The 26,372-nt window shown below is 41.1% G+C and carries 19 protein-coding genes and 2 tRNA genes; 17 read left to right on the forward strand and 4 right to left on the reverse strand.

The window, feature by feature from the left end; translation table 11 throughout:
* Positions 1 to 210 precede the first annotated feature (210 nt).
* From cobO to J7K40_05310, 5 genes are all read left to right on the forward strand, one after another.
* Entirely contained in the window at positions 211 to 756 is a 546-nt protein-coding gene (cobO, locus tag J7K40_05290; GenBank protein ID MCD6161812.1) for a cob(I)yrinic acid a,c-diamide adenosyltransferase, read from the forward strand.
* Between the two features lie 15 nt (positions 757 to 771).
* The gene (gene trxB / locus J7K40_05295; protein ID MCD6161813.1) at positions 772 to 1,692 is read left to right on the forward strand and encodes a thioredoxin-disulfide reductase; all 921 of its coding nucleotides are present in this window, start codon (positions 772 to 774) and stop codon (positions 1,690 to 1,692) included.
* Between the two features lie 211 nt (positions 1,693 to 1,903).
* Positions 1,904 to 2,776: a lipoyl synthase gene (gene lipA / locus J7K40_05300; protein ID MCD6161814.1), complete on the forward strand. Its 873-nt coding sequence runs from the start codon at positions 1,904 to 1,906 to the stop codon at positions 2,774 to 2,776.
* Between the two features lie 411 nt (positions 2,777 to 3,187).
* Positions 3,188 to 3,260 (forward strand) — tRNA-Thr (locus tag J7K40_05305).
* Between the two features lie 69 nt (positions 3,261 to 3,329).
* Positions 3,330 to 3,411 (forward strand) — tRNA-Tyr (locus J7K40_05310).
* A 365-nt stretch (positions 3,412 to 3,776) separates the two neighbouring features.
* On the opposite strand, the gene J7K40_05315 is transcribed toward J7K40_05310, so the two are convergent.
* A complete protein-coding gene (locus tag J7K40_05315; GenBank protein MCD6161815.1) occupies positions 3,777 to 4,517 on the reverse strand; it encodes a CPBP family intramembrane metalloprotease in 741 nt (246 codons plus the stop codon).
* A gap of 299 nt (positions 4,518 to 4,816) precedes the next feature.
* The gene (locus J7K40_05320) at positions 4,817 to 7,021 is read right to left on the reverse strand and encodes a carboxypeptidase regulatory-like domain-containing protein (protein MCD6161816.1); all 2,205 of its coding nucleotides are present in this window, start codon (positions 7,019 to 7,021) and stop codon (positions 4,817 to 4,819) included.
* Between the two features lie 532 nt (positions 7,022 to 7,553).
* On the opposite strand from J7K40_05320, the gene rnr reads away from it, so the two are divergent.
* The 12 genes from rnr to J7K40_05380 all read left to right on the forward strand — a co-directional run bounded on the left by rnr (position 7,554) and on the right by J7K40_05380 (position 21,773).
* Positions 7,554 to 9,704, forward strand: a complete 2,151-nt coding sequence (rnr, locus tag J7K40_05325) for a ribonuclease R (protein ID MCD6161817.1) — start codon at positions 7,554 to 7,556, stop codon at positions 9,702 to 9,704.
* On the forward strand, positions 9,701 to 11,128 hold the full coding sequence (locus J7K40_05330; protein ID MCD6161818.1) for a sigma-54-dependent Fis family transcriptional regulator: 1,428 nt from the start codon (positions 9,701 to 9,703) through the stop codon (positions 11,126 to 11,128). Before rnr ends, J7K40_05330 begins: the two co-directional genes overlap by 4 nt.
* A gap of 20 nt (positions 11,129 to 11,148) precedes the next feature.
* A complete protein-coding gene (locus tag J7K40_05335; GenBank protein ID MCD6161819.1) occupies positions 11,149 to 12,627 on the forward strand; it encodes a hypothetical protein in 1,479 nt (492 codons plus the stop codon).
* Positions 12,624 to 13,484: a lamin tail domain-containing protein gene (locus J7K40_05340; protein MCD6161820.1), complete on the forward strand. Its 861-nt coding sequence runs from the start codon at positions 12,624 to 12,626 to the stop codon at positions 13,482 to 13,484. Before J7K40_05335 ends, J7K40_05340 begins: the two co-directional genes overlap by 4 nt.
* Positions 13,481 to 14,248, forward strand: coding sequence for a hypothetical protein (locus J7K40_05345; protein MCD6161821.1), 768 nt, complete (start codon positions 13,481 to 13,483; stop codon positions 14,246 to 14,248). Before J7K40_05340 ends, J7K40_05345 begins: the two co-directional genes overlap by 4 nt.
* A 4-nt stretch (positions 14,249 to 14,252) precedes the next feature.
* Positions 14,253 to 15,410 (forward strand): deoxyguanosinetriphosphate triphosphohydrolase, encoded by a 1,158-nt coding sequence (locus J7K40_05350; GenBank protein ID MCD6161822.1) that lies wholly within the window; start codon positions 14,253 to 14,255, stop codon positions 15,408 to 15,410.
* Between the two features lie 10 nt (positions 15,411 to 15,420).
* Positions 15,421 to 16,479 (forward strand): hypothetical protein, encoded by a 1,059-nt coding sequence (locus J7K40_05355; GenBank protein ID MCD6161823.1) that lies wholly within the window; start codon positions 15,421 to 15,423, stop codon positions 16,477 to 16,479.
* Between the two features lie 381 nt (positions 16,480 to 16,860).
* A complete protein-coding gene (locus J7K40_05360) occupies positions 16,861 to 17,580 on the forward strand; it encodes a DUF2064 domain-containing protein (protein MCD6161824.1) in 720 nt (239 codons plus the stop codon).
* Between the two features lie 789 nt (positions 17,581 to 18,369).
* Positions 18,370 to 20,082: a succinate dehydrogenase/fumarate reductase flavoprotein subunit gene (locus J7K40_05365; protein ID MCD6161825.1), complete on the forward strand. Its 1,713-nt coding sequence runs from the start codon at positions 18,370 to 18,372 to the stop codon at positions 20,080 to 20,082.
* Positions 20,055 to 20,534, forward strand: a complete 480-nt coding sequence (gene sdhC, locus J7K40_05370) for a succinate dehydrogenase, cytochrome b556 subunit (protein MCD6161826.1) — start codon at positions 20,055 to 20,057, stop codon at positions 20,532 to 20,534. The genes J7K40_05365 and sdhC overlap by 28 nt, the downstream gene beginning before the upstream one ends.
* 11 nt (positions 20,535 to 20,545) lie before the next feature.
* Entirely contained in the window at positions 20,546 to 20,920 is a 375-nt protein-coding gene (locus J7K40_05375; protein MCD6161827.1) for a hypothetical protein, read from the forward strand.
* Between the two features lie 13 nt (positions 20,921 to 20,933).
* Positions 20,934 to 21,773: a succinate dehydrogenase iron-sulfur subunit gene (locus J7K40_05380; GenBank protein MCD6161828.1), complete on the forward strand. Its 840-nt coding sequence runs from the start codon at positions 20,934 to 20,936 to the stop codon at positions 21,771 to 21,773.
* Between the two features lie 242 nt (positions 21,774 to 22,015).
* Here the strand turns inward: J7K40_05380 and J7K40_05385 are convergent, their stop codons facing one another.
* Entirely contained in the window at positions 22,016 to 23,818 is a 1,803-nt protein-coding gene (locus J7K40_05385) for an ABC transporter ATP-binding protein (GenBank protein MCD6161829.1), read from the reverse strand.
* A complete protein-coding gene (locus J7K40_05390; protein MCD6161830.1) occupies positions 23,808 to 25,613 on the reverse strand; it encodes an ABC transporter ATP-binding protein in 1,806 nt (601 codons plus the stop codon). The genes J7K40_05385 and J7K40_05390 overlap by 11 nt, the downstream gene beginning before the upstream one ends.
* Between the last annotated feature and the right edge of the window lie 759 nt (positions 25,614 to 26,372).

Here is a 26,372-nt window from a genome sequence, read left to right on the forward strand (position 1 = left end):
ATTATGTCTCGCCAAGTAATTTTATTGAAAAAGCCGGATAGTAGTGTAATACAATATTTTCTTACCCCAATCCTTGACTTGCAGCCGTTATTAATATAGTTTCAAAAAGTGTTAGAAGAGAATATTAATCGGGATAAATCCAAGATTTTCCCAAATCCGAAACCTCTCATGATAATCGGTAGTTTATAATAATCATGAAAGGCGGCAAATATGGCTGAAAAGCAGAAAAAGACAGGTCTAATCATAGTATATACCGGCGACGGCAAAGGTAAAACAACCGCCGCTTTAGGAATATGCCTCAGGGCTGCCGGCTATGATATGAAAGCGGCTATTGTCCAGTTTGTTAAGGGAAGCTGGCATTGCGGCGAACTTGATGGGATTAAAAAACTTTCGCCCAATGTGGAAATTTTCACTGGAGGTAAGGGCTTTGTTGGCATCTCCGACGATAATCTTCCCCATGAGGAACATGTAAAAGCCGCCCAAGATACGCTTAAGTTTGCAGAAGAGCTGATTGCCAGCGGCAAATATGATATTATAATTCTCGATGAGCTAAATGTGGCGGTTTCGCTTAGGCTTATCGATATCGGGGACGTTCTGACCTTGCTCGATAAAAAACCCGATAATATGGATATAGTGATAACAGGCAGGGATGCTCATCGGGATTTAATAGAGAGAGCCGATTTGGTTACGGAGATGAAGGAAATTAAGCATCCGTTTAATAAGGGTGTCATTGCCCAAAAAGGTATAGATTATTAGATACTGGAGGAATAAATGAAGGAATTGGACATTGTTATAGTTGGCGCCGGGCCAGGCGGATTAACATCGGGCATGTATTCGGCGAGAGCGGAGTATAATACAATTAGCATCGAGAAGATGATGCCGGGCGGTCAGATTGCCAATACCGAGCTGGTTGAGGATTACCCCGGATTTGAGTCGATTTCCGGCCGTGAACTGGCTAAGAAATTCAAAGACCATGCTGTTAAGTTCGGTTTGCAAATAGTCTTCGATACGGTTAATAAAATTAAGCTTGATGGCCGCTACAGAATTGTTGAGTGCGATAATGAGACATACAGAGCCAAAGTGGTTATTTTTAGTACCGGCGGACAGCCCCGCAAACTTGGCGTGGCGGGCGAGGCGGAATATACCGGCAAAGGCGTATCATACTGCGCAATCTGCGACGGGGCGTTTTTCAAAGATCAGGTGATTGCGGTTGCCGGCGGCGGCGATGCCGCAGTAGAGGAAGGTATCTACCTGACCAAATTCGGCTCCAAGGTGTATATAATCCATCGCCGCGACCAGTTAAGAGCGCAGAAGATTATCCAGAAGCATGCCTTTGATAATCCTAAAATTGAATTTATCTGGGACTCCGTTGTCGATAAAGTAAACGGCGGAGATTTAGTTGAATCTATTGATATCAAGAATGTCAAAACCGGCAAAGTAACAAATCTGAAAATCGGCGCTATTTTCCCTTTCATAGGTTTTACTCCTAATTCCGATTTTTTTGATTTTGAGATAAAGAAAGACCCTAATGGTTATATAATCACCGATGAAAATATGCAGACATCAGTGGAGGGAATTTTCGCGATTGGCGATGTCAGAAAGCAGTTATGCAAACAGATAACCAACGCTATCGGAGATGGCACTACTGCGGCTGTGGCAGCAGATAAATATATCGAAGCTTGGAACGATTGAGGAATATACAGTGAAATAGTCGGGCTTCTTCTCCCCCGTTGCAGCGGAGAACCCGACCTGCAATATTTGATATAAAAATAAAAGAAGGTGTATACAATATACCCCTACGCGCGATAGCTCATGTTGTTTTCAATTTAATGAAGCTGCTTTATCAACAAACTGAGGGCGTCCGCCTGGAGTAAACGCTTCCTACGGTACAATTCTATATTAAATGAATAATAATAATCAATACAAACGCAAACCGCCATGGCTGAAAATCAAGCCGAATTTTGGGACGGTTTACGGCGAAGTTAAAAGCCTGTTAGAAGAACTTAACCTTCACACTGTCTGCCAAGAGGCGAACTGTCCTAATATGGGAGAGTGCTTTTCGGCGGGGACTGCGACTTTTATAATCCTTGGCGACAGATGTACCCGCAACTGCCGTTTTTGTGATGTTAAACCGGGAAAACCGGCGCCTCCTGATGCCGATGAACCGAACAGAATAGCCGATGCCGTTAGAAGGCTAAAGCTTAAATTTGCGGTTATAACCATGGTAACCCGCGATGATTTGCCGGATGGCGGCGCGGAGATATTCGCCGAGACTATCAGGCAGATAAGGCATCTTTCGCCTGACTGCAAAGTTGAGGCGCTTATATCGGATTTGGGCGGAAATGCTGATTCGCTTGATATTATTATCGATTCCGCTCCTGATGTTTTGGCTCATAATATTGAAACAGCACCCGAGCTTTATCCGGCTGTAAGGCCTCAGGCTGATTACAACAGGTCTTTGGAGGTTCTAAATCATGCGTTTAGAAAGGCGGAGAATACTCTTATAAAATCGGGAATTATGGTTGGACTGGGGGAAAATTTCGAGCAGATTGAAAGCGTTTTAAGCGATGCGGTTAGAGTTGGCTGCAGGATTTTCACTGTTGGGCAATACTTATCTCCTTCCAAAAAGCATCTGCCTATAACAAAGTATTACACTCCTGAAGAGTTTGAGGAAATCAAAGTTATTGGTGAAAAACTGGGTATTAAACATGTGGAATCGGGACCTTTGGTTAGAAGTTCCTATATGGCTCACCGTCAAGCCGAAAGCGCTTATTAGTTTATTAATCCAATTTATAACCAAGCGCTGCGGTTCATGTGCTGTTGACAAAGCAACAATATCGCTGCGTATACCAATCACCACTGACAGCATCACTGTTTAGTAATCAGTTAATTTTTAATTGAATAACTAAAATTTTTATTTGACAACTTCGATTAAAAAGTTTTTATTGCCCGAACTGAATATTGGACTGAAAAGGAAACGACTAAGCTTTCAGCAGCTTCAGCTTTTGTTCTTTGAAAATTGATTTTTTAAGCCTGTTAAGTAACCGGCGTTTTGTTCGATATATTTAAGGTTGGCAGTGAAAATTTTGGCTGTTTACAGCAATGGCAATTGATATTGTGTCTTAATTAGAACAATTGGCGGTATTAGCCGTTTTTCACCGCTTAAAATGTAATTGTTGAAAAGCAAGCCGGAGTAGCTCAGTTGGTAGAGCAGCTGATTTGTAATCAGCCGGTCGGCGGTTCGAGTCCGTTCTCCGGCTTTAATAAAGGCATTAGCGCCGTTTGACAGCAATTAATATCTTGCAAAAAGCAGGCTTACTTAAGTATTTGGTGGGGTTCCCGAGTGGCCAAAGGGAACAGACTGTAAATCTGTCGGCGAAGCCTTCGAAGGTTCGAATCCTTCCCCCACCAGCTTTTATTATATTTTAAATCCTATATTTTGCAGCCATGCCCGCCGGCAGGCAGGTTGAAATTATATTATATAAGAAATTATCACATAAGACATTTCTATAAATCGTTTTCACTATACTATTTATTATGAATAATCGTTGATTTCACCGAAAAATAACAAAGAGGGCACATGCAATAAACCCCTACGCGCTGATGTATATCAATTTGGATTTATTATTGTGCTGCCGGAAGTTATTTCCGACAGTTCTGGCAGAGGAGTTCGCTTATGGCGGATTAAGATTTGTCAGTAATGCGGGATATTAACCTTGGTTTTACTGTTGAATTATTATTGCGTGTTATATCGCTATGCCCGACAACTGTTTTCATCAAACCGCAAATGCCGCCAGAATATCCTGCAGTGCATGCGCAATTATACAAGGTATCAGCGAGCCGCGCGCCAAATATAACAGACAAAACATAAACCCATAGATACTAATCAGCACAACTCCCGACAATCCCTGGTAAAGATGCCCAAAGCCAAAACTTATCGAACCCAGCAAAACGCCCGGCCAGATATTACCGGTTAGCCTTGCCATACGGCTGATAACATATCCCCGAAAACAGATTTCTTCAGCGATACCGGCAGCAATAGATATAATTATCCAGAAAACTTTCTCGCCTGACGTTCGGGGCAAAAGGTAGGCGATATCCTCAGCCTGAAAAATATTGTAATAGTTGATTATGTTTGAGATAATATTTAATACGATAACTGCGGCAAATAAAAAGACAATCCCCGCAGCTAAATTAATTATACTGAAATCGGATTTTTTTATACCCAGGCTGGTTAAGCTTTTGGAAAGTCCCCATCTATCCGCATTTGCCGCAACAGGCGTTTTAAGGATTGTAAATACGATGCCAAATATTATCATCATCTGAAAAAATAAGGCTGGCACATAAACCTGAATAATCCGGGATTCAATGAGTCTTTCCGATGGTGGGTTTATATAATACATCAATGTTGAAAACAATGGATAACCAAGCAGGATTACAGCCAGTATAACTTTTTGCGCCAATGGTATTTTTTGGCTGTCGATGTTATTATCATTAAGAGTATTATTGTTTTCCATAATAGCTAATGTTAACCAATATTTCGCAATGGAGCTACAAATAAATTAATAAATTATTCGGAATGATATTGAACACTTAGCGTTAGAAACATACCCCTAATCCCTCTCAAGAGGGGAATAATACGTCTTTAACAAATAAAACATAAGGGCATTGAACCCTAATATCTCAAGAAGGGAATAATAAAACGTTGGTGCACGAGGACGTACGCCAACTATTTTATAATCTAACCATGCAAATAAAAAGCCGCCAGATTTTTATCCGGCGGCTATGATAATGTCTGATATTTTACTTGTTCCGGCTATTTACCAATCATTTGCTTTACTTTTTGCCATTCGGAATCCGAATCGAATTTACTTTTGGTGGATGCATTCGCATTCTTGTTGAATTTTTTATAATTCTTTTTTGTGTTCTTCTTGTCGTCCATCCTCATATAACACTGGGCTATGTAAGCATAAGGTTTGGCATCGGCAAAATTTAGTTTCTGAACATCCTCGTATGCCTCCAGCGCGGCGGGATAATTTTTCGACTTGTAATAAGCCTCACCGAGTTTATAGTAGGCGTTCAAATGACGTTTATCGATTTCGATTACCTTGCTGAAATCCTGAGCCGCGCGGTAGTTTTCTCCCTGATTTAGATAAATCAATCCCCTGTTGTATCTGGCGGTAAGGTAATTCGAGTTTATCTCCAGAACGCCTGTCAAGGCGCTTAGCTGAGCGGCGTCATCGTTCTGAGCCTTGGCGATTTTACTTGCTTTCAGGTAGGATGATAATGATTTCTTGGAGTCACCCTTGGCCTTATAACACCGCGCCTGCCCCATCAACGCCTCAATATTACTCTCATCGGAGGAAATGACCTTGTTGTAGTATGTGAGGGCTTCGCTATATTTGCCTTTTTCTTCAAGCTCTGTCGCAATATCTTCATTGCTTTTCTTGGTTTGTTTTTTTGAGCTTTTGGCTTTTTTTAATTTAAAAGTATATGATTTAATCTGGTTAGTGGGAATATTGATACTATAATTATAATCTTTATATTTGGAGTTTTTAACTGTAACCTTATGTTTTCCTGTGGGTATTTTATATGTCTGCGAACCTTTGCCGATATATTTGCCGTCTAAATATACTTTTGAATTTTTTGGAGGCACAATTTTTAATTTTAGGAAACAATAATTATTTGATAGTTGACTCGCCGGTTTATTGGCAGTTTTCCCAATAGTATTAGATGCGCTTATCGGCTCAATTAGTTCTTGCTCATCTGATGGAAGAGCAAAACTTAGCGTGGTGGTGCTATCACCAATAACATAAGTTCCCTCCTGCTTCAAAATGGCTACTCCCTCGCTCATAACCTCGACCGTATAATTCCCGGTCGGTACCAAATTGAATGTGAAAAAGCCTGCATAGCTTGTCTGGGTTGTTTTACCCAGTTCCTTAACAGTAACCATTGCATTAGGTACTGGTTTACCGGTAAGCGGATCCTGCAGAATACCTACTATTTGGCCTTTCCCTGATGAATTGCCGCCAAAGAGTATTATAAGCATAACAAACAGAAAAAGAACGCCTCCGCCGATACCGGCATATAGCTGCAATTTATTAGTTTGTTTCTCTTTCAACTTAAAAGACTTATTGCCAACATTAACAATTTCGCCGGATGAGGGTTTAAAACCGCCGGGGATTGTAATTGAATTTCCGTCAAAATAGGCTACTCCATGAGATTGAACAAGGCGGGATGGTTTTAGGTCTGGCAATTTATCGGGTTTATCTTTTCTGATAAGTGTATCCTTGTTGGTTTTTGCAAGAGCTGTTTTCAAATCATGTTTAGAGGGCGTTGAAATTTTTTCAGAGGTTGATGGTGCAGCGTCAGTTGAGTTTGATTCTTTGGCTTCTTGCGGTTTTACAGTCTTATCTTTAAGTTGCGGATTAATAATGATTTTTTGAGTCATGCTGTTTTCTTCATCGGATTGGATTTCCAAATCTTGCTCTGATAAAACCGGAGGCTCATCCTTATCATCGGTCTCATTTTCAGCTTCTAAGGACGTCTGTTCCGATGTATCGTTAATATCGGATCTATCTGTTAGCGTGATTGCTGGACCATCTTCAGTATGTTCCATTGTTATCTGCATTTCGTCGTCGCGATATAATGTTAGGTCTTTGTTAATTTCAATCATGTCATCATCAATTTTTTCAGCAGCGGTCTCTTCTTTATCATCCTTAATAAGCAAAGCGTCATTGTCTTCGTCATCAGATGATACTAATCCCATTGACGAATCATCGAAGTCAACTTCTTTAATTTCAAATCCGTCATCATCAGCGATATTTCTATCCGGTTCAGATAAATTTTCATTATCTATATTTAAATTAACAGTGCTCTTGTCGCTTGCTGATGTAGAAGAAGCCGCCGACTTAACAGCCTTTTTGCTAATGCTTGATGGATTAAGCGGTGCCAGGCAATTCTTGCAGAATTTTGATTCGCCAAGTTTATTCTCAGCGCCGCATTTTTTGCATATTATCACGGTATCCCCCATTCGGGTTGTATATGGTTATAGCATTCAATTAAATTATCGTCATATTTACATTACTCTTTAAGGTTTGACGAATTTCCTGCTGTGTGCACAGAGATATAGCAGCAAGTATCAGGTTTGTCCGCCCTGACTATTGATATACACGATATAGTTTGCCTCAACCGGGAAAACCTACAGACCCCCAACACAGGCCTGGAAAGGCTTGTCTAATGAACTTGGGATGCTATTTGATTTTTTTGGGGAAGTTCTTGTTATTCTTAACAGGAGTTTCCCCGAAATCCTGCATAAATTCTTTATAATTTAATTTATTTCATAGAGTTAGCATTCTCAAAAAGTGGAAATCATGTTTTTGGAAAAATGGGGAAACTCTAACCGGATTTTGCCTTTGACTTTTTAGCCTGAAAAAGGCCTTCTGTATCAAAAGCGTCCTGCGGATCCGATTTATAATTGAATAAAAACAGGAAAACTCTCTTTTCATCTGTTGTTGACATTGCGGTGTAATTTCAGTAATATTTATCCCAATATGAAAGAACTTACCTTGGATGATATAAAAATCGCTTTAAGCAATTGTTCCGGTTCTCCAAAGATCAGGGAATTTGCCCGATTGATGAAAATCCCGAAAACTGATTACCGCGCTTTTAGACGGATAATTAGAGAGGCGATTAGCGAGGGCGAAATTGAACGCCTTCGCGGGGGACGGCTTACTGTTCCATCCTATGTGGGGAAAGTTAAGGGCAGATTGATAGTTGCCAGAAGTGGATTCGGTTTCCTAATCCCCGATGATAACTCTGAGGAAATGTTTATTCCCGATTCTGAACTCGGCGGCGCCCTTCATGGCGAAACTGTAATTGCCGAACTTAAAAAGTTTCGCCTTGGCAAAAACCGGGAAGGCAGAATTATAAAAGTTCTTCATCGCGAAGGTAAGCAGCTTGTAGGGAAATTGGAAAAAACCCGCTATGGTTGGCGTTTGAATCCCAATGATCCGAATATCGATTCTAAAATCGAACTTGCCCCGCCTGATGGTTTTGCTGTAAAACCAGATTATATAGCGGTTATTCTTCTCGATGAATGGCGCGCCGATTATCTTCCCCCAACAGGCAAAGTAGTTGAAATTTTGGGTCCTGCCGGCGCTCCCGGTGTCGATATTGATGCTTTAATTAAGTCATCCGGCGTTCCTGAGGAGTTTTCATCTCAGACTCTAACAGAAACGCGAAAAATAAGAAAGACTATCCCTAAATCAGAGCTAAACAGAAGAACCGATTTGCGGAATTTAACGGTTTTCACAATTGACCCTGCCGATGCCAAAGACCATGATGACGCTGTCAGTATCGAGAAGCTGGGAGATGGCTTGATAAGGCTGGGAGTGCATATCGCTGATGTTTCACATTATGTAAAAAAGGATAGTTGGCTTGATAGAGACGCCTTTCTGCGCGGCAACTCAATCTATTTAGTCGACAGAGTAATCCCGATGCTCCCTGAAAAATTATCCGCCGACCTGTGCAGCCTTCATGAAGGCGTTGACAGGTTGGCATTAAGCGTTATGATGGATTTTGATAAGCATGGCAGCTTAAAGCATCATGAGATAGTCGAGAGCGTAATCAAGAGCGGCGCTTCGCTAAATTATATAGAGGTTCAAAAATGCCTTGATGGCGAACCATCACCAAAACTTGAACCATTTACCGAATCGCTGTCAAACATGAATAAGCTTGCTTCAAAATTACGAGCCAAAAGGATAAAAGCCGGCAGTCTGGATTTCGACCTTCCCGAACCGAAAATCGTACTTGATAAAGAGGGCAATGTTGTAGATATATTCCGTTATCCGCGTTATGACAGCCATCGCTTGGTAGAGGAATTTATGCTGATGGCAAATTGCGCCGTTGCTAAAACGATGCGGGCAATCTCTGCGCCGATTCTATATCGCGTTCATGACAAACCCGATAAACTGAAAGTAAATAATTTCGCCGAGCTTCTAAGGGAAATGGGTTATAAATTCAGCTTTAAAGGCGATATTACACCTAAGAAATTTCAGCGTGTTTTAAATATGGTTTCCGGCAAAGATGATGAGGGATTCATCCACCGTTTGCTTTTAAGGTCTTTGGCAAAGGCTGTATATCAGCCTGATAATATCGGTCATTTCGGTCTGGCGTTTGATACATACACGCACTTTACCTCGCCCATCAGGCGGTATCCCGATTTACATCTGCATCGCGCGGTCAAGTTATATATCAACAAAAAACTTAACTCATCGACCGCCGCCAAACTAAGAGACGGCATAAAGAACACCGGCAGGCATTGCTCGCAAACGGAGCTTCAAGCTAATGAACTCGAACGGGAATCGCTAAAGATTAAAATGGTGGAATATTTTTCAACCCGGATCGGAGCAGTATATAGCGGCGTAGTATCGGGTGTTGTGCGTTCCGGTTTATTTGTCGAGGTTGACGATTTAATGACCGATGGTTTCTTATCCTACTCTTCTTTCGATGATGATTATTATATTTATGATGATGCCAAACATCAGGCAATCGGCAGAAGAAACAATAAACGCTATCGTCTCGGCGACAGAATCAAGATAGTTGTTGTAAAAGTTGATAAAGAAAAAAGAGAGATTGATTTTATGCCTGCTGAAAAATTGAAGCAGGGGAGAAAAAGCAAACGGAACAAACGAAAAAAATGATAACAATTTACGGACCGCAAATAGAATTCTGCGAAGGGTTAGCAGAGGTATTAAAGCAAAGGTCTTTTGATGTCCAGGTATTTACCGATAAACAATCCTTTGCTTCTGCAATAAAGAAAGAACCCCCGGAAGTAATTTTCTATAATTTGAAATTTGAGAAAGAAATCCCGCGCCTGCTGGAAAGGATTTATCTCGAAATGCCCGAAACAATTCTTCTGGCAACTGCCGATATGCATCTGGAGGTGTTTGAGCAATATACCGACCAGATATTTTTAACTTATGTCGACTATGAGACAATTGTTGACGGCATAATTAATCATCTCAATGACAGGAAACTTATCGCCTCATGCAATTTCGTAGGCAGGTCGGTAGAGCTTATCGGCGTTGCTCGAATGATTGAGCAAGTTGCTCCTACTGATATTACCGTTTTGATTACCGGACCATCCGGTGCGGGCAAGGAGAAAGTGGCTAAGGCAATTCATGATAAATCCGGCAAACCGGAGGATAAATTTGTGAGCTTAAACATCGGCTCATTAGCGCCCGGAATTTTGGAATCGGAACTGTTCGGCCATGAGAAGGGGTCATTTACAGGCGCAGTCGGCAGGCGAATAGGCCATTTCGAGCAGGCCTCCGGCGGCACTTTATTTCTCGATGAAATCGGCGAGCTTTCGCAAGATCTGCAGGTGAAGCTTCTTCGCATATTAGAAGAAAAATGTTTCTATCGTGTCGGCGGGCAAAAAAACATTACCGTTGATACCCGTTTGATATTCGCTACTAACAGAGATTTGGCAGAGGATGTAGCCGCCGGCAGCTTCAGGCAAGACCTTTATTACCGATTGAATGTTATTAATATTCCGGTAGCGCCTTTGGTTGCCCGACCAAAAGATATACCGTTATTAACCAGATATTTTATCAGCAAATCACGCTATGCGGTCTACACAAAAAGCAATCCGATTGAACACGGGGCGATGAAGTTATTTATGAAATATCACTGGCCTGGCAATGTCAGAGAGTTAAGAAATGTCGTCGAGTCTCTGCTGATATTATCCAATAAAGGAGTTATTACTCAAGCCGCTTTTGAAAAATACCTTCAGGAAAAATCTCTGCATGACAGCGAGCTGCCTGTTCCCACCGGACGCACTCCCGAAAGCGCCGAACGCCAGTTGATACTTCAGGCTTTGCTCTCTTTAAAAGAAGAAATAAATGCCTTGCGCATATTGATTATCGAAAACATTCAGAAATCTCCTGATGAAAATGTTAGACTTCCCGAACAAGAAAAAATATTAAATATGAATGAAAATGAAAAAATTCTCATAGCTAAAACATTAAAGGAGGTGGGAGGAAATCGCAAAAGGGCAGCGGCAATTTTAGGAATAGGCGAAAGAACGCTTTATCGAAAATTAAGAAAATACGGCTTGCAATAATTATTTTCACCGCTATTATTTTGATTGCTTCAATATTAACCATGCCGGTTAAATCAGCTTCATTGGTTTATGATATTGAATGCCTTGATGACCTTTATCAGGCCTACTATGATGGGGAAATTAACAGCGATATATTCTCAACCCTGCTCAATTCATATAACGTTGGCGGCTTGATGCCGCTTGATTTGGCAGCTTTGGGAGCGCTTGAAAGAAATGATTTAATAACCGAGCCGGATAAACCTTTCTATAATGATTTTTGGTCTGAATATCTGTTTCCGTTAAAAGGCAAAGCAGGGTTAAGGAGATACAGCAAGGACATCGAAAAATCAGCAAACTACTATTATGTAAACTGGCAAAGAGAAAATATCAGGATGTCTGCCGAATCGAAAGAAAGCGAGGGCGAAAATTCGTGGCGAAAAAGAGCGCTATTCTGGCCGGCGGAACCGTTTGAAATTACAATAGGCAATTATACGGCAGATGAAGGTTATGGGCTGGCAATCGGCCGTTTTGACTATCGTCCCAGTGTTGGTCTTAATGATGACAGCAGTTCTGATTTTATATATCCGTTGAACAGCTATTACAACGGAATCAAGTTTGCCGGACATAACGGTAATTTTGGCGGAAGATTTTATTATTCGGAGAAGAAATATAATAGTAGTCAGAAAACTTTTATAGGTTCAGGCTTTGATTATAATATCAATTCATTGGCTGTCGGTTTTTCGTTGGGATATAACCGGTTTGTAAGTGACGGTATGGATGATAACCGTTTGTCAGCCGGCATAAATATAAAACTATCTGACGATGATTTCAGCTTGTCGGGCGAATATGCTTACATCAATAAATCGAACGGCTTATTCATAAGAGGAGAGCGCCGATTGAGCGATGTCAGCATCCGAACTGAATTCTGGCATTATGATGATGATTTTAATAGCTATAATTGCTCGGGACCATCTGCATCCGATTATCAATCATTTTACCCTGATGAACAGAATCTTGGTTTTAGAAGCGCCCAGGCAGGCGAAGCCGGTATGGCTGTAAAATATTTTATCCCTTATATGTCTTTTGGTTTGATGTTGTGGAGCAATTCTTTCGATGATAGAATAAATTCATCATTTAGTTCCCGATTTAGGAAGCCGATTACAAGTCATCTGAAACTGTTTGCCCTTACCTCGGTAAATTCCCGCAATGAGAATCGCTATTTCTGGCTGAAAGCAGGACTGGATATAAAGGATTACCCGATGATGCGGCAATCGGGAATGAAATTATATTTCATCGACAATGCTAATCCGGCTAATGATAAAAGCTATACGTTTTTAAAATTCTCCAAGAGCGTAAAAGATAATTTTACTATATTCCTGAATATAAGAAACTATTTTAACGGCTATAACAGGTTATTCATTGGCGAGGAATTTATATCCGATAGCGGCATCAATATTATTGCCGAAGCCGCTTTTTATAAAGGCATCCGGGTGAATATAAAAATTGAGAAAATGCTATGAAATTCCTATTCTGGGTTATAATCGCTGTGTCTATATTGTGCTATCCGTTAAAAGGCGAAATTATCCTGAGCGAGATATTGGCAAACGAACCAAACGGTTCTGCCTCTTTAGAATGGCTTGAGATTTATAACAACAGTTCCAATCATATAGATCTTGGCAATTATATACTTGTCGATGGCGATAATGCTATTTCTTTCCCGGAGGAGGCAATTGATTCGGCTTATTCATATTTAGTTGTATGCAGACGGTTATATTCAACTGATGGCGGCGTTTGCTTTGAGAATTATTGGGGCAATTCATCAGGCGTGTGGGGCGATGCCGTATATGAAAATTATGTTGTTATCGAAGCCGGTATATCTTTAAGGAACTCATGTGATACTTTGTGTCTATTAAACGCCGACAGCGTTATAATCGATCAGTATATTTGGCATGAGCCATCGGATGACGGCCGCAGCATCGAGCGTAATGATGTTAGCGATGAATTATCAGCCTGGCATCCCTGTTATGATCCATCCGGTTCGACTCCGGGCAGAGAAAATTCAGCATGCCCATCAGATAACCATGACTATATACTTGAGGCTGCTCCTCGATTAATTAGTCTGTCCGGTATTAATAAATTTATAACGATTTCATATTCAGCGCCTGTTGACTCTAAAATCAATCTGGCGGTTTATGATGATTCGGCGCGAAAATTGAAAACGCTTTTAAATAATTCAGATAATACTTACGGCACGATAATATGGAATATGACCGGCGATAATAACTACCCGCTTGCGCCGGGATTGTATATAATATCATTTAAAATCACTGATGCCATTAATGCTTATGAAAACATTCCCATAGCGATAGCGCCATGAAAAAGATTATTCTTGTCTTATTGCTCATATCAGCATCAGCATATGCCTTAGAGGGTCCCGATTTCATGCTGATTGGCGATTTGTATGTTCCCCAACCGAACTGTTTCAGCTTTGCCTGCAATTCATGTGAAAATCAGGGAATCGATGTTGTTTTCCGCAATGCCTCATTATACAAAATCAGCTCCCTTAACTGGATATTTGCCGGCGCCAGCATCCATTCTAAGTTTGGCTCATTAGCGGTCAGTTTCCGGGATTACGGTATAAACGAGCTTTATAAATCAACAATGCTTTCATTATATTTGCAAAAACCTGTTTATAATAGTATTTTTATGAGACTGGGCTATTCGAGAAAGGAATATAGTTACGGTGTAAATTATTATAATTCTACATCTAATGTCTTTGCATTTGGAGCTGGCTTAAAGTTCCGCAGTTTCAACCTGAGCGCTATAATTGATAATCTCGCTTTTAAAAAGGAAAGTTTCAATAATAATCCCGAGCTGTGTTTTTCGTTATTCTGGCAGGCTGATGAGCTATTAACATTCTATGCTATATATTTTAATGATAACAGGAAGCATGACAGGTTATTATTTGGACAGAGTTTTATGCTGGCAAAACCGCTTAATTTTAAAGCAGGCATTTTAATGAAACCAGATGCCTATTACACCGGATTTGAAATTGTTTACAAAAGATTTGTTTTTGGCTATACTTATTTCGATATTGGAGGATTGCCAGATTGCATGAGATTAACTTTATCATACAGGTGAGAAGATGTCATTTTTAGATGAGTTGAAAAAACGCGAACAGCAAACCTTGGCTCCCTATGCGATGAAATCGACCGAATCGAGAGGACGCCGCTTTAAAGAACCTTTGCATCCATACCGAAATGATTTTCAACGCGACCGGGAACGGATTATTCATTCATCCTCATTCCGACGCTTGGAATACAAGACTCAGGTGTTTGTAAACTACGAGGGCGATCATTATCGCACCCGCCTGACACACACAATCGAGGTTGCCCAGATTGCCCGTTCGATTGCCCGCGCGCTTGGCTTAAATGAGGACCTCACTGAGGGCATAGCCTTGGCTCATGATTTAGGTCATACGCCGTTCGGTCATTCCGGCGAGGCGGCGCTAAACCGTCTGACTAAAGAGCACGGCGGCTTTGAACACAACCGTCAAAGCCTGCGCGTTGTCGAACATCTCGAAAGACGCTACCCCGATTTTCCCGGCTTAAACCTGACATTTGAACTTCGAGAGGGTATATTAAAGCATGAAACGACTTACGACAACCCGAATTATCCCGCCGATCTCTTCCCTGCCGATAGGGGAACGCTGGAATGCCAGGTTGTCAGCGCTGCCGATGAGATTGCCTACACCTGCCATGATGTCGATGATGGCTTAAGCGCGGGATTAATCACTGCGGATAAATTGCTCGAATTGAGTATCTGGAGAGACCTTCACGACCAGCTTATTAAAGCATACCCCGATATTGACAGAACATCCCTTTATCGCCCTCAGATGGTCAAGATGCTTGTGAATGAAATGATTACCGATGCGATTAACGCCAGCGTCGAAGCTTTGCGGAAACATAAGCCGGCTAATGTTGATGAGGTCAGGGCAATACCGATAAACCTTGTTTGCCGGTCGGAGGAGGCTATCGATAGAGAATCGCAATTGAGGCAGTTCTTATTTGATAACATGTATCGTCATTATCGTCTGGTGAGGATGGCGGAAAAGGCCGAGAGGATTATTGCAACCCTGTTTAACGCTTATGTCGGCAATTCCGACCAACTGCCGCCCAGCTTCAAAGCCCGTCTCGATGAGGATGATGTATACACTATTGTTATGGATTACATTGCCGGCATGACAGACCGTTACGCCGGCCAGGAATATAAAAAGCTCACCGACCCGTTCGAGCTGATGTAGGATTCCAACCATGCCCCTGTCTGCCTATCTATATACGCAAAAAATCATCGCTCCTCTGCTTAATGACAACGAGTGGCGGCATATAGTAAAATCGCTTAGGGAAAACCCGGAATACCTGCATTTCAAATGCTGCGACAGCCCGGTTTATGCCCGGATAAGCAGTCAGGGACTGCGGCATTTCGTTCATAAGAATACCGGCCATTGCAATTATGTCAGCGAAAGCGATGACCACCTTCAGATGAAACTTGAAGTATTCAAAGCCTGTCGGGAACTCGGCTGGAATGCCGAACTCGAATATATCGGAGAAAATTTTCGGTCCGATGTGCTGGCTGATAAGGACAAGCACAAAATAGCTTTCGAAATACAGCTATCGCGGCAGGATTTGCCGACAACTGTAAACCGTCAGGAAACACTGCGCAAAGCAGGCATCAGATGCGCCTGGTTTTTTAAGCGTATCCCAAAAGATTATAAAGTCAATGAGTTCTTGCCTGTTTTCGAGATAGAGAAAGACGACAATAATAACCAGGGAATTTTTCATTGCAATTTTCGAGGAAAAAAAATCGCAATTAAGGAATTTATTGGCTTGCTTCTCGAAAGCTCCCTTAAATTTCGCAATAGATTAACCATAAAGAAAAAGCAAAAGGCTATGGTGTTTTCTTTTGATGAAGAATGCTGGAGGTGCGGATTTCAATTTAAAACAATCGGCATCTGGGCAGTTCTCGAAAGCAATTGCGGCTTAAAGATAGATTCCAATTTATTCAATCTGGAAAAACTAACCATCGATACAGGTATTCTTTTAAATGCTATAAAGAAGCATTACCCTAATGTTAAGTCTATTAAAAAGGGCAATAATAAAGCTAATATCGGAATTGAAGTGATTAATGTATGCCCTCAATGTAAGGCTGTTGTTAATTGTGATATGATTAGCTCAAAGGTTTTGCAGTCTGTTTCCGAGGAGACCAAGCCGGAAAACGAGATAGAATATTTCATAGTTAGTTATGATAACGGTAATTCTTTTGATTGTTCGCACTGGTGTTTGAAAAGCAGTGAAGGGTTTTGCGATTTGTAGATAGGATTCTCCTAAAAGTATTTATTACCCCAAGGTAGACGGTCGCCTTAGGCAAACCCGTCCGGCAACTGCTTGTAAAATAAAAGGTGGAGGGTTTTTCCCTCACCGCCGCAGCGAGGAGAGTGTTGGTACACGAGGATGTACGCCAGCCGCAAGTTTCTCGCTCACCGCTGCGGCAAGATTCCAGCCCTATAACATGACATCCATAAAGGTGGTGGTATTAAAATTATTTTCAAATAATGCTTTTATATTATTGCATTTTAACAAACTGTTTTATAAATTGTTCTAAGTGCGGAGATGAGTGAACGATATTTAACAGCTTCAAGTCTGTTGATTTAATTTTGAATGGCTTAATAAACGCAGACAAACAAGGTTTATAATATGAATTCTGAATGTATAGTAATTATTGCAAACGATCCTGAAAAAAGCAAAGATCTTAAGGCTGTAGAATCAGTAATCGGCAAGAAAAAAACCGGTTATCTGGGCAGGGCTATGATATTTGATACATTAGCAGTTTGTTTATGTATACCCAAAGTCGATATTGCCATTTATTATCATCCTGTTCCATCGAAAGAACGCTTTGAAAAAATGATCAGCTTATTTGCTCGTGAAGAAAAAGATAAATCCATAAGATCTAGAATCAACAAGATAGAGCTATATCCGCAAAAAGCTGAAAGACCAGTACTAAATATATCCAACGCTTTTGAAGAGGTTTTCAATCGAGGTTATAAGCGAGTGATAATGATGGGCGCCTATTGCATGCCTCTGAACAAATCGATTATAAAGGCGGGCTTTATTCTGCTTGAAAGCAACAATGTTATAATTGGGCCGTCATTTAGCGGAAGATATTATATTTTCGGCATGTCGCAATACATACCCGAAGTTTTTGACGGAGTCTGCTGGGAAAACGATGATTTCTATATCCGATTGGGCAACAATCTTAAAGCTGCAAAGGCTAAAGTTCAGGAGTTGGAAATATCCTATGAGATTTACACTCCGGATGAATTAAACCAGTTGATTGCAGATATAGAATGCTGGCGAAGTGTCGGCGATAACAGAACCGCCTATCACACCGAACGTTTTCTGAGAACATTGGAATAATTCAGTAGTTGTTGTTATATAACTTCCTAAATGGCTTATTATAAAGGTGATAGATAAATGAGTCTGATCATCCACTGTGAAAAGTATATCTGCTAAAGCGAAGTCAGTTGGCGTACGAGAACGTACGTCAACCACATCATTGATTAACGATTGAGGAGCCTGTAACCATATAATTGACTGTAAAATCTTGATTTTAACCTTTCTGGAAACTACACCTTTTTTTCAGTCCAGGCAATAATCGAGGAAGGCAGTGTATTAGCCAAACATATCAAACTGGCAAAACCAACATCAACATTGAATCAGGATCGACTTCTAAAATCTAATTCCTCCTGTCGGCGGACAGGCATGAAATATTAAACAACGCAATCAAGTGAAATGCCGATGTTTATCGCAGATGTCCAATATCTTGTAGCTCTATAGATTATGAATTAAGCAAATTACATTTGCTGAATAGTATTAAAATATTTTTATTTGAAAGACCGGGCAGTAATGTAATTTTAATTTATTTATATTTTGTGTTGACTAAGTTTTCCCAATTTATTAATATTAAACATTATTTAAATTTTTGGCAAGAAGGTCATTGAGTTGAAATTAAGTAAGACATTAGGAGAAATCGCGATAATGGTAGTATCGTATGGACGGCAAATAAATAACAATTCTATTTTTGCGAGAGATGGAAAAGAAGTTAATCGTGAAAATACTCAAGAATTATATTGTGAATAATATTTTGGGGAATAAAATTAATGTTTTTTAATGTTGTAATGTTATTAAATTTATTTAGGAAACAAAATGACAATTGATCATGATATCATTATCCTCGGGGCCGGTTTGGCAGGTTTGCGCGCGGCAGTAGAAATTGCCCGCAAATCCGGTGATAAAATAAATATTGGGATTGTTTCCAAGGTTCAGCTAAATCGTGCTCATTCGGTTTGTGCCGAGGGCGGTACAGCTGCTGTTCTTCACGAAGAGGAAGGAGACAGTTTTGACCTTCACGCCTGGGATACAATCAAAGGCTCCGATTTTTTAGCCGATCAGGATGTTGTAGACAAATTTGTGCGAATCTCACCAAATGAGATTTTGCTATTAGACCATTGGGGCTTACCTTGGTCGCGGCAAGAAAATGGTCGAATAGCACAGCGTCCTTTTGGCGGTCATAGCTATCCGCGGGCTACGATGGCAGCCGATAAAACTGGGTTTTTTGAAATGCAAACTTTATATGACACCCTAACCCAGTATAATAATTTCACGCGTTATGATGAAGTGTTTGTTACATCTATCATAACCGAAAGTAACAGCTTTCGCGGTATTACGATGATAGACATGATAACGGGTGAGTTTAAAACCCTTCGCGGGAAAGCTTTGCTTATAGCTACCGGCGGACTTGGCAACCTTTACGGGTTTACCACATACTCTCAAACAGTTACTGGCGATGGTCAGGCAATGGCTTACCGCGCCGGAATCGCTTTAGAGGATTCGGAATTCCTGCAGTTTCATCCCACCGGACTTGTCCCTTCCGGAATACTGATGACTGAAGCGTGTCGCGGTGAAGGCGGCTATTTGCGCAATAAAGATGGCGACCGCTTCATGGGAAAATATGCCGCCGCTAAAATGGAACTTGCCCCTCGTGATATAGTTTCCCGGGCTGAAATGACTGAAATAATCGAAGGGCGCGGATTTGAAGGACCTAAGGAGCTTGACTATATTCATCTCGACCTAACACATCTCGGCGCAGACAAGATTAATCATCGTTTGCCGCTTATCCGTGAAGTTACGATGAAGTTTCTCGGGCTGGATCCAATCAAAGAACCGATTCCCATTCGGCCTGTAGCTCACTATTCGATGGGCGGCATAGAAACAGATATCAATGGCAGAACAAAAACCAAAGGCATCTGGGCAGCTGGCGAAGTAGCTTGCACATCATTGCATGGTGCAAATCGACTGGGAACCAATTCTACTGCCGAATGCCTTGTCTGGGGTGGAATCGCTGGGGCTGATATGATCGAATATCTCAAATCTGATCCTGCAATGGCAGAAATACCAACTGACCGAATAAAGGATGAGGAAAAAAGAGTATTCCACGACCTGTTGGAGAATAAAGGTAATGAGAATCCATATCAATTAAAAGCGGAGTTGCGGAAAGTTATGGACTTTCATATGGGGGTTTTCCGCACAGGTGATGAAATGGTATTAGGCCTTGAGAAAATTCGTGTGTTGAAGGAACGTTTCAAAAAGATTAATATTCAAAATAAGGGACGTATATATAATTCAAATTTAATTAATACCCTTGAGCTCGAAAATCTGCTGGTTCTGGCTGAAATCATGATTACAGCAGGACTTGCCCGTGAGGAGTCCCGGGGTGGACATGCAAGACGTGATTTCACCAAGCGCGATGATGAAAAATGGCTTAAACACACGCTGGTTAATTTTACCGGTGATGGACCTAAGTTAGATTATAAAAATGTAAGCATCACTAAATGGAAACCAGTAGAAAGAAAGTATTAGAAAGTGATACTATGACAGAAAATAAAAAATATCCAAATAAGCTTGGGCTTTTAGGATGGCTTGGAGGCGGCAAATGGGGCATAGAACGATACCTATATACACTCCACCGTATAACAGGACTGGGAATATTATTATATTTTATGCTTCATATTTTTGTTACATCCTCTCGTGTTTTCGGTATGGAAGTTTGGGAAAACTGGATGGGTTTCTTTGGTTCGCCTTTATTTAAAATTGGGGAATTTCTGGTTTATATCGCTTTTGCCTTTCATGCAATTAATGGCATCAGGCTGATATTAATAGAACTGGGTTTCGCAGTTGGCAAGGCTGAGGAGCCTATATATCCATACCGATCATCTTTAAACAAACAACGGCCGCTGATGGTAATTGCGATGATAGCTGCAGCAGTTCTGATTGTGGTTGGCGGTTATCAATTTTTCGGGTTATCTCATTAAAGGAGTCTAAGATGCGAGAGACAAAATATTGGACCTGGCATATATTTGCAGGTATGATAATCCTGTTCCTGCTTGGGATTCACATGATAACTATGCATTTGGATATAATCCTTGGTTGGTTCAATCCTGCAGGAGTTGAGGCTACAAGTTGGAATAATGTTATAGATAGGGCTAAACTTTTCATTTATATAATTTTTTATATTGCCCTACTTGCAGCAGCCCTATATCATGGGCTTTATGGTTTCCGAACTATTTTATTCGAACTTGGTCTAAAACAAGGGACGCAGAAATTCATAAACATACTGTTTTTTATTATAGGCATTTGCCTTTTTGCTCTCGGAAGTTGGGCGGCAATTGAATTTCACTTTATGGCTAAGCTAGCTTAAGGAGTTCGGAAATATGACTACAAAAAATCAAAACAGGAAAAATATAATCTTTTATATTCGCCGATATAATCCTGAAGTTGATAGCAAACCATATTGGCAGGAGTTTTCTGTTGATGTTGAACCGGGAATGACAGTTCTTGATGGCTTGCACCAAATCCAGGAGACACAAGATGCAACGCTTAGTTTGCGGTATTCTTGCCGAATGGGTGTTTGCGGTTCCTGCGGCATGCTGTTAAATGGGCGGCCATCCTTAGCATGCAACACTCAAATATTAGATATCGCAGCAAAAAAACTGACTGTAGCCTCGCTGCCAAATTTCAATATCATCAAAGACTTAGTTCCGGATCTTACGCCATTGTTTGAAAAACATACAGCAATACATCCTTATATTATACAAGATGATACTGACGAGATGTTAAACCCCTCAGGCGAACTATATCAGAATCCTAACGAACTTACTGAGTATCTTCAGTTTACATACTGCATTAAATGCGGGCTTTGTATGTCGGCTTGCCCAACAATGGCGACTGACCCTGATTATCTAGGGCCGCAATCATTAGCCCAGTCTTATCGCTATAATAAAGATACTCGCGATAATGGCTTTAACTTGCGGAAGGAAATAGTTAGCGGCGTTAATGGTGCGTTCAGATGTCATTATGCCGGTGAATGTTCGAATGTTTGTCCCAAAGGGGTTGATCCTGCCCGGGCGATTCAACATATGAAACGGGAATTGGTATGGGACTATCTTAAGCTTAAGAAACACCAACCAAAAGCCCATGTTTTAGACAAACCGAAAGAAGCTGCAAGGGAAATTGAAGTACCTAAGCCTCCGCCTTTTACAATTAAACAATAAAGAAGTAAAGAGCTGACAATAAGTATAAAATCACTGCTGTTTAGCATTTTATAACATATTATACTTGATGTCATTCCCCCGAACGGGCTTGTTGAAAAAGTTATTATACTCTTAATAGTCGGGGTTTTACAACCCCGACTATCTCTATGGCGTTAAAATAAATATCACCATTACCTTTTATCTACAACTTGGCCGGTACAAACCAGCATCAAGCCGCATTTCAGTTTTACCACAGGCAGTCATTATGATACCATTTCCACCTGATGTTTAAGCTGGAATCGTTTATACAGCTTAAAATAATGTCCCTCCTGAATCATCAGCTCGAAATGCGTGCCCGACTCGATGATTTTACCGTTATCTAAGACAATTATCATGTCAGCTTTTTCCAGCATATCCGGACGATGCGTAATCATAATTACAGTTTTACCCGGCATTACTTCATCGAGCTGTTCCCAAAGAGCCGTCTCGGTTCGCGAATCAAGCGCCGAGGTGCAGTCATCAAGTATCAGCAAATTCGGTTTGCCGACAAGCGCCCGCGCCAACGCCAGACGTTGTTTCTGGCCGCCCGATATCGATACTCCCCGGGTGCCAATCTGAGTATCCAGCTTATCCGGAAAGCTTTTGACATCGCCTTTAAACTGAGAAACCTCAATCGCCCAGTTGATGCTGGACTCGGTTATGCCATCCCTGCCGAATACGATATTGTTGCGAATAGTATCGGAAAACAGGAGCGGTTCCTGCGGCACATAACCGATACTGCGGCGCAAGTCCTCAAGCCTGTATTCGCGAAGATTTCGGCCATCAAGATAAATACTGCCGCCGGTTGGATCTACCAGACGAGGAATCATATTGACGAGCCAGCTTTTACCTGAGCCAACTTTACCCACTAAAGCGATAGTCTGACCGGGCTTTATCTCGAAAGAAATACTGTCAATGATGTTTCGTTTGACGTTTTTAAAACTGAACTCCACATCAGTAAAAACCATGTGCCCTTTAATATCGCCGCTGCAGGGTATCGTTCCGGTATCGGCAACCATCGGCGGCACTTTTTCAAGCTCTACCAGACGATCGACCGAAACTGCCGACTGCCGTGATTTAACCAAAAACTGGCCAATGTCGAACATCGGGTACATCAGGAACATTATATAGTAAATAAACGCCACCAGTTTGCCAAACGAGAGGTTGGCATTTATCACCATATAGCCGCCAGCCAGCAGGATAATGATAACCCCGAACTGCCAGATATACATATACAGCGAATCGACAACTATCTCAGCTTTAATCGAATTAATTTCAGCGCTGCGGCGATCGGCTATCACATTGCTAAAATTCCGCTTCTGGGCTTTTTCCTGCACATAGGCTTTAACCACCCTGATACCCGAAAAGCAAGCTTCCATGAGCGCATTCAGTTTCGATATTCGGGTTTGAAGATGGTCGTATCGCTTATCAAGAACGCTTGAACTTCGAAAGAAAATAAATATCAGAAAAGGCAGCGGTATAACAGTCCAGAGCGTAAGCATCGGGTCAATTGTTATCATCATAACAAGCGTGAAAGATACCATCAGTATCGCTTCATATAAGCGGAATATTCCCGAACAGGCAAACCATGACAGCTTCTCGGAAACATCATCAGTCATACGCGTTACCAAATCACCGGTGCGAAACTTATTGAAAAAATTCGGTCCCTTACAGGTAATTTTGTTGAAAGCATCCTGACGGAACAGCCATTCCAGCTTCATATTCATCCAGGCGCGGTGCGACTGAACAAACGCATACATAAGCGAGAATACAGCTCCTATTAAAACCAAAGTTAAAGTGTAAGTCGCCACCGGTGAAATTCCAAAACTTTCACCGATGTTGTTAAGCCATATTGCCGCCTTATTTGATGGAATCTCGCCGGTCTTGATGAAATCTACGGTAAATTCCATCAACCGCGGTATAGCCACCTCGAAGGCTGTCTGGATTGGCGTTACAATTAACAGTACCAGAAGTACGTATGGGTACTTCTTATAAAATTTCCAGAACCATTTTATTTTATCCAGCATTTGCCATTGCTCCATTTTTAAATTGCAAATGGAAGAGTTTTGAATAATATCCTTTCTGCAATATCAATTCAGTATGTGTTCCTTGCTCGACAATCTCTCCTTGCTTTAAGACCAGTATCTTATCGGCATCGAGAATTGTCGATAATCTGTGCGCGATAACAAGCGATGTCCTGCCTGTCATTAGTTTGTTTAATGAGGTTTGAATAGTTCTCTCAGTCTGAGGGTCAACCGAACTGGTTGCCTCATCTAGTATTAGAATATCCGGATTAGCCGCCAAAGCCCTCGCAAAAGACAGAAGCTGCCTTTCGCCGCGGCTGAAATTGGCGCCTTTCTCCGAGACCTCAGTATTGTATCCATCCGGCAGTCTTTTAATTAACCTGTCAGCATCTACGGTTTTGGCGGATTCTATTATCTTCTCCTCGGTAACATTGCCGGATTCCAGAGCTATATTGGATTTAATATCGCCCGGAAAGAGAAATATATCCTGAAGGACAAGAGCGAAACGCCGTCTGAGCTGATCCTTGGGAATATCCCTAATGTCTATTCCATCCACAGTAATCCGCCCTTTTTGGGGGTCATACAAGCGAAGCAGCAATGATATGATAGTAGTCTTGCCGCCGCCTGTTACTCCAGCCAAAGCAACCCGATTGCCTGCGGGAATATCAAAAGAGATATTTTTAAGAACATAATTCTCGTCATCAGTATATGAAAACCAGACATTCTCGAAACGTATTCCCTCATTCAGTTTATGCCAGGCTGTCGGCTTTAATGAATCCAGTATTATCTCGTCATTCGACAAAAGCGCAAATATCCGCTTGGAACCGGCTATCGCCTTTTGAATATTAGACAACTGTCCGGAAGCCCTGTAAATCGGTTCAAACGATTTCCAGACCAGTATGATAAACATGCTGATTGTGCCGACAGTTATCGCGCCCGATTGAGTCCAGTATACGCCGAAAAACAGTATCATACCAATCATCAGGTATTCGCACATGCGAATGGAATTCCAGAATACGCAAACAATGATTTCCGCTACCGATTCCTCTTTGAATTTATTCCTGTTAGACAGGTTGAATCTCCTTTTTACATAACCATCCTGATGGAAAATCTGAATAATCGACATGCCATGTAAAAACTCAGTCAGGGTCGCCGTGATTTCAGCCATTCTTTTGCGAACCTCCAGGTAGCGATGAGTGGTCAGTTTCTGAAAGATATAAGTCAGAATCAGCATTATCGGCATCATCGCAGACAAAATCAGAGCCAGCCGCCAGCTATAGTAAAACATAACTGCAAATATCCCGATAGTAAGAATCAAATCGCCGACAAGCATGACTACCGTATTGGTAAAAAGCTTCCTTAAAGATTCGGTATCGGATTCGACACGAGCCATCAACCGACCGACCGGATTTTTATCGAAAAACGCAATATTCAGAGATAGGATATGGTCAAAAAGTTTCTGCTTTAATTCAACCATGATGTTTTGCCCGATAGTCTCAAGCTTGATTGCCTGAATGTAGTGTAAAAGCAATGTAACTCCCTGAATCAGCCCAATAACCAGCACTGTTATGATAAGGCCATTAAAATCGCCATTGGCAATGTTAACATCCACAGCCCGTTTCAGAAGAATAGGCCAGGAAAGTGAAAGAACTGTCGCCGATGCCAGAATTATCAGACATGTGATTAATTGCGATTTATGTTTTTTCAGTAATGGCAAAAGCTTACTAAAAGCCTGCCGAGAACCCAATTTTTTTTCTTGGTATGTCATCTTTTCGTTTTCGTAAAATTCGCTGTTCATTTTAGTATCCTCGTTTTATGGTAAAAAGCCGCCGGCTCGAATAGGAAATAAAAAAACCCGCCGAACCAGATAGTTGCGGCGGGTTAAATTTAGTCAAACTAAACGTTACGTAATAGGCATACTACCCCCGCCGCGGAAATTTCCTACTGGATTAAGCACAATATATGTCATTCTGAATTTAATCATCAAAATACTCTCTCCTTGACGGTTTAAAGTTTCACCCTATCAACACTCGTTTACGTTAATTTCATTAAAAATTTTTATGAATATATAATTTATTTCGACCATGTCAAGATATTTATTACTTTTTATTTATTTTTCCGACATAGCTCGGTAGGTCAAGCCTACTCGGGGCTTGACCGAATGTTACCGATGCGTCAAGTCCCAAGTAAACTTGACTTACTTCTGCTGTTAACGCAAATATCATTTTCCCTCTTAAGAGGGAAAGGGGGGGTTGGCGCACGTCCTCGTGCCCCAACATTTTATTATTCCTCTCTTGAGAGGAGTTAGGGGTATGTTTTTAACTTTACATGATTAATACAATTTCAAATAAAAAACGTTATGTTTATATCACTACTGTCCGGCCTTTTTTATAGAGTTCTTAAAATAATACCCAACAATCGAAGCTTGCTTATTTCATAACCCATAGAGCAGCGGGATGTTGGGCGGCTCCGATAAACATCGGCACATCATCTTTTATTTTGTTAAATGTTTCGAGATAAGATTTCAGTAATTGATTTTAATTTGATGATTACCCAT

This window comes from Candidatus Zixiibacteriota bacterium, from assembly GCA_021159005.1.
Taxonomy (GTDB): Bacteria; Zixibacteria; MSB-5A5; order UBA10806; family 4484-95; genus JAGGSN01.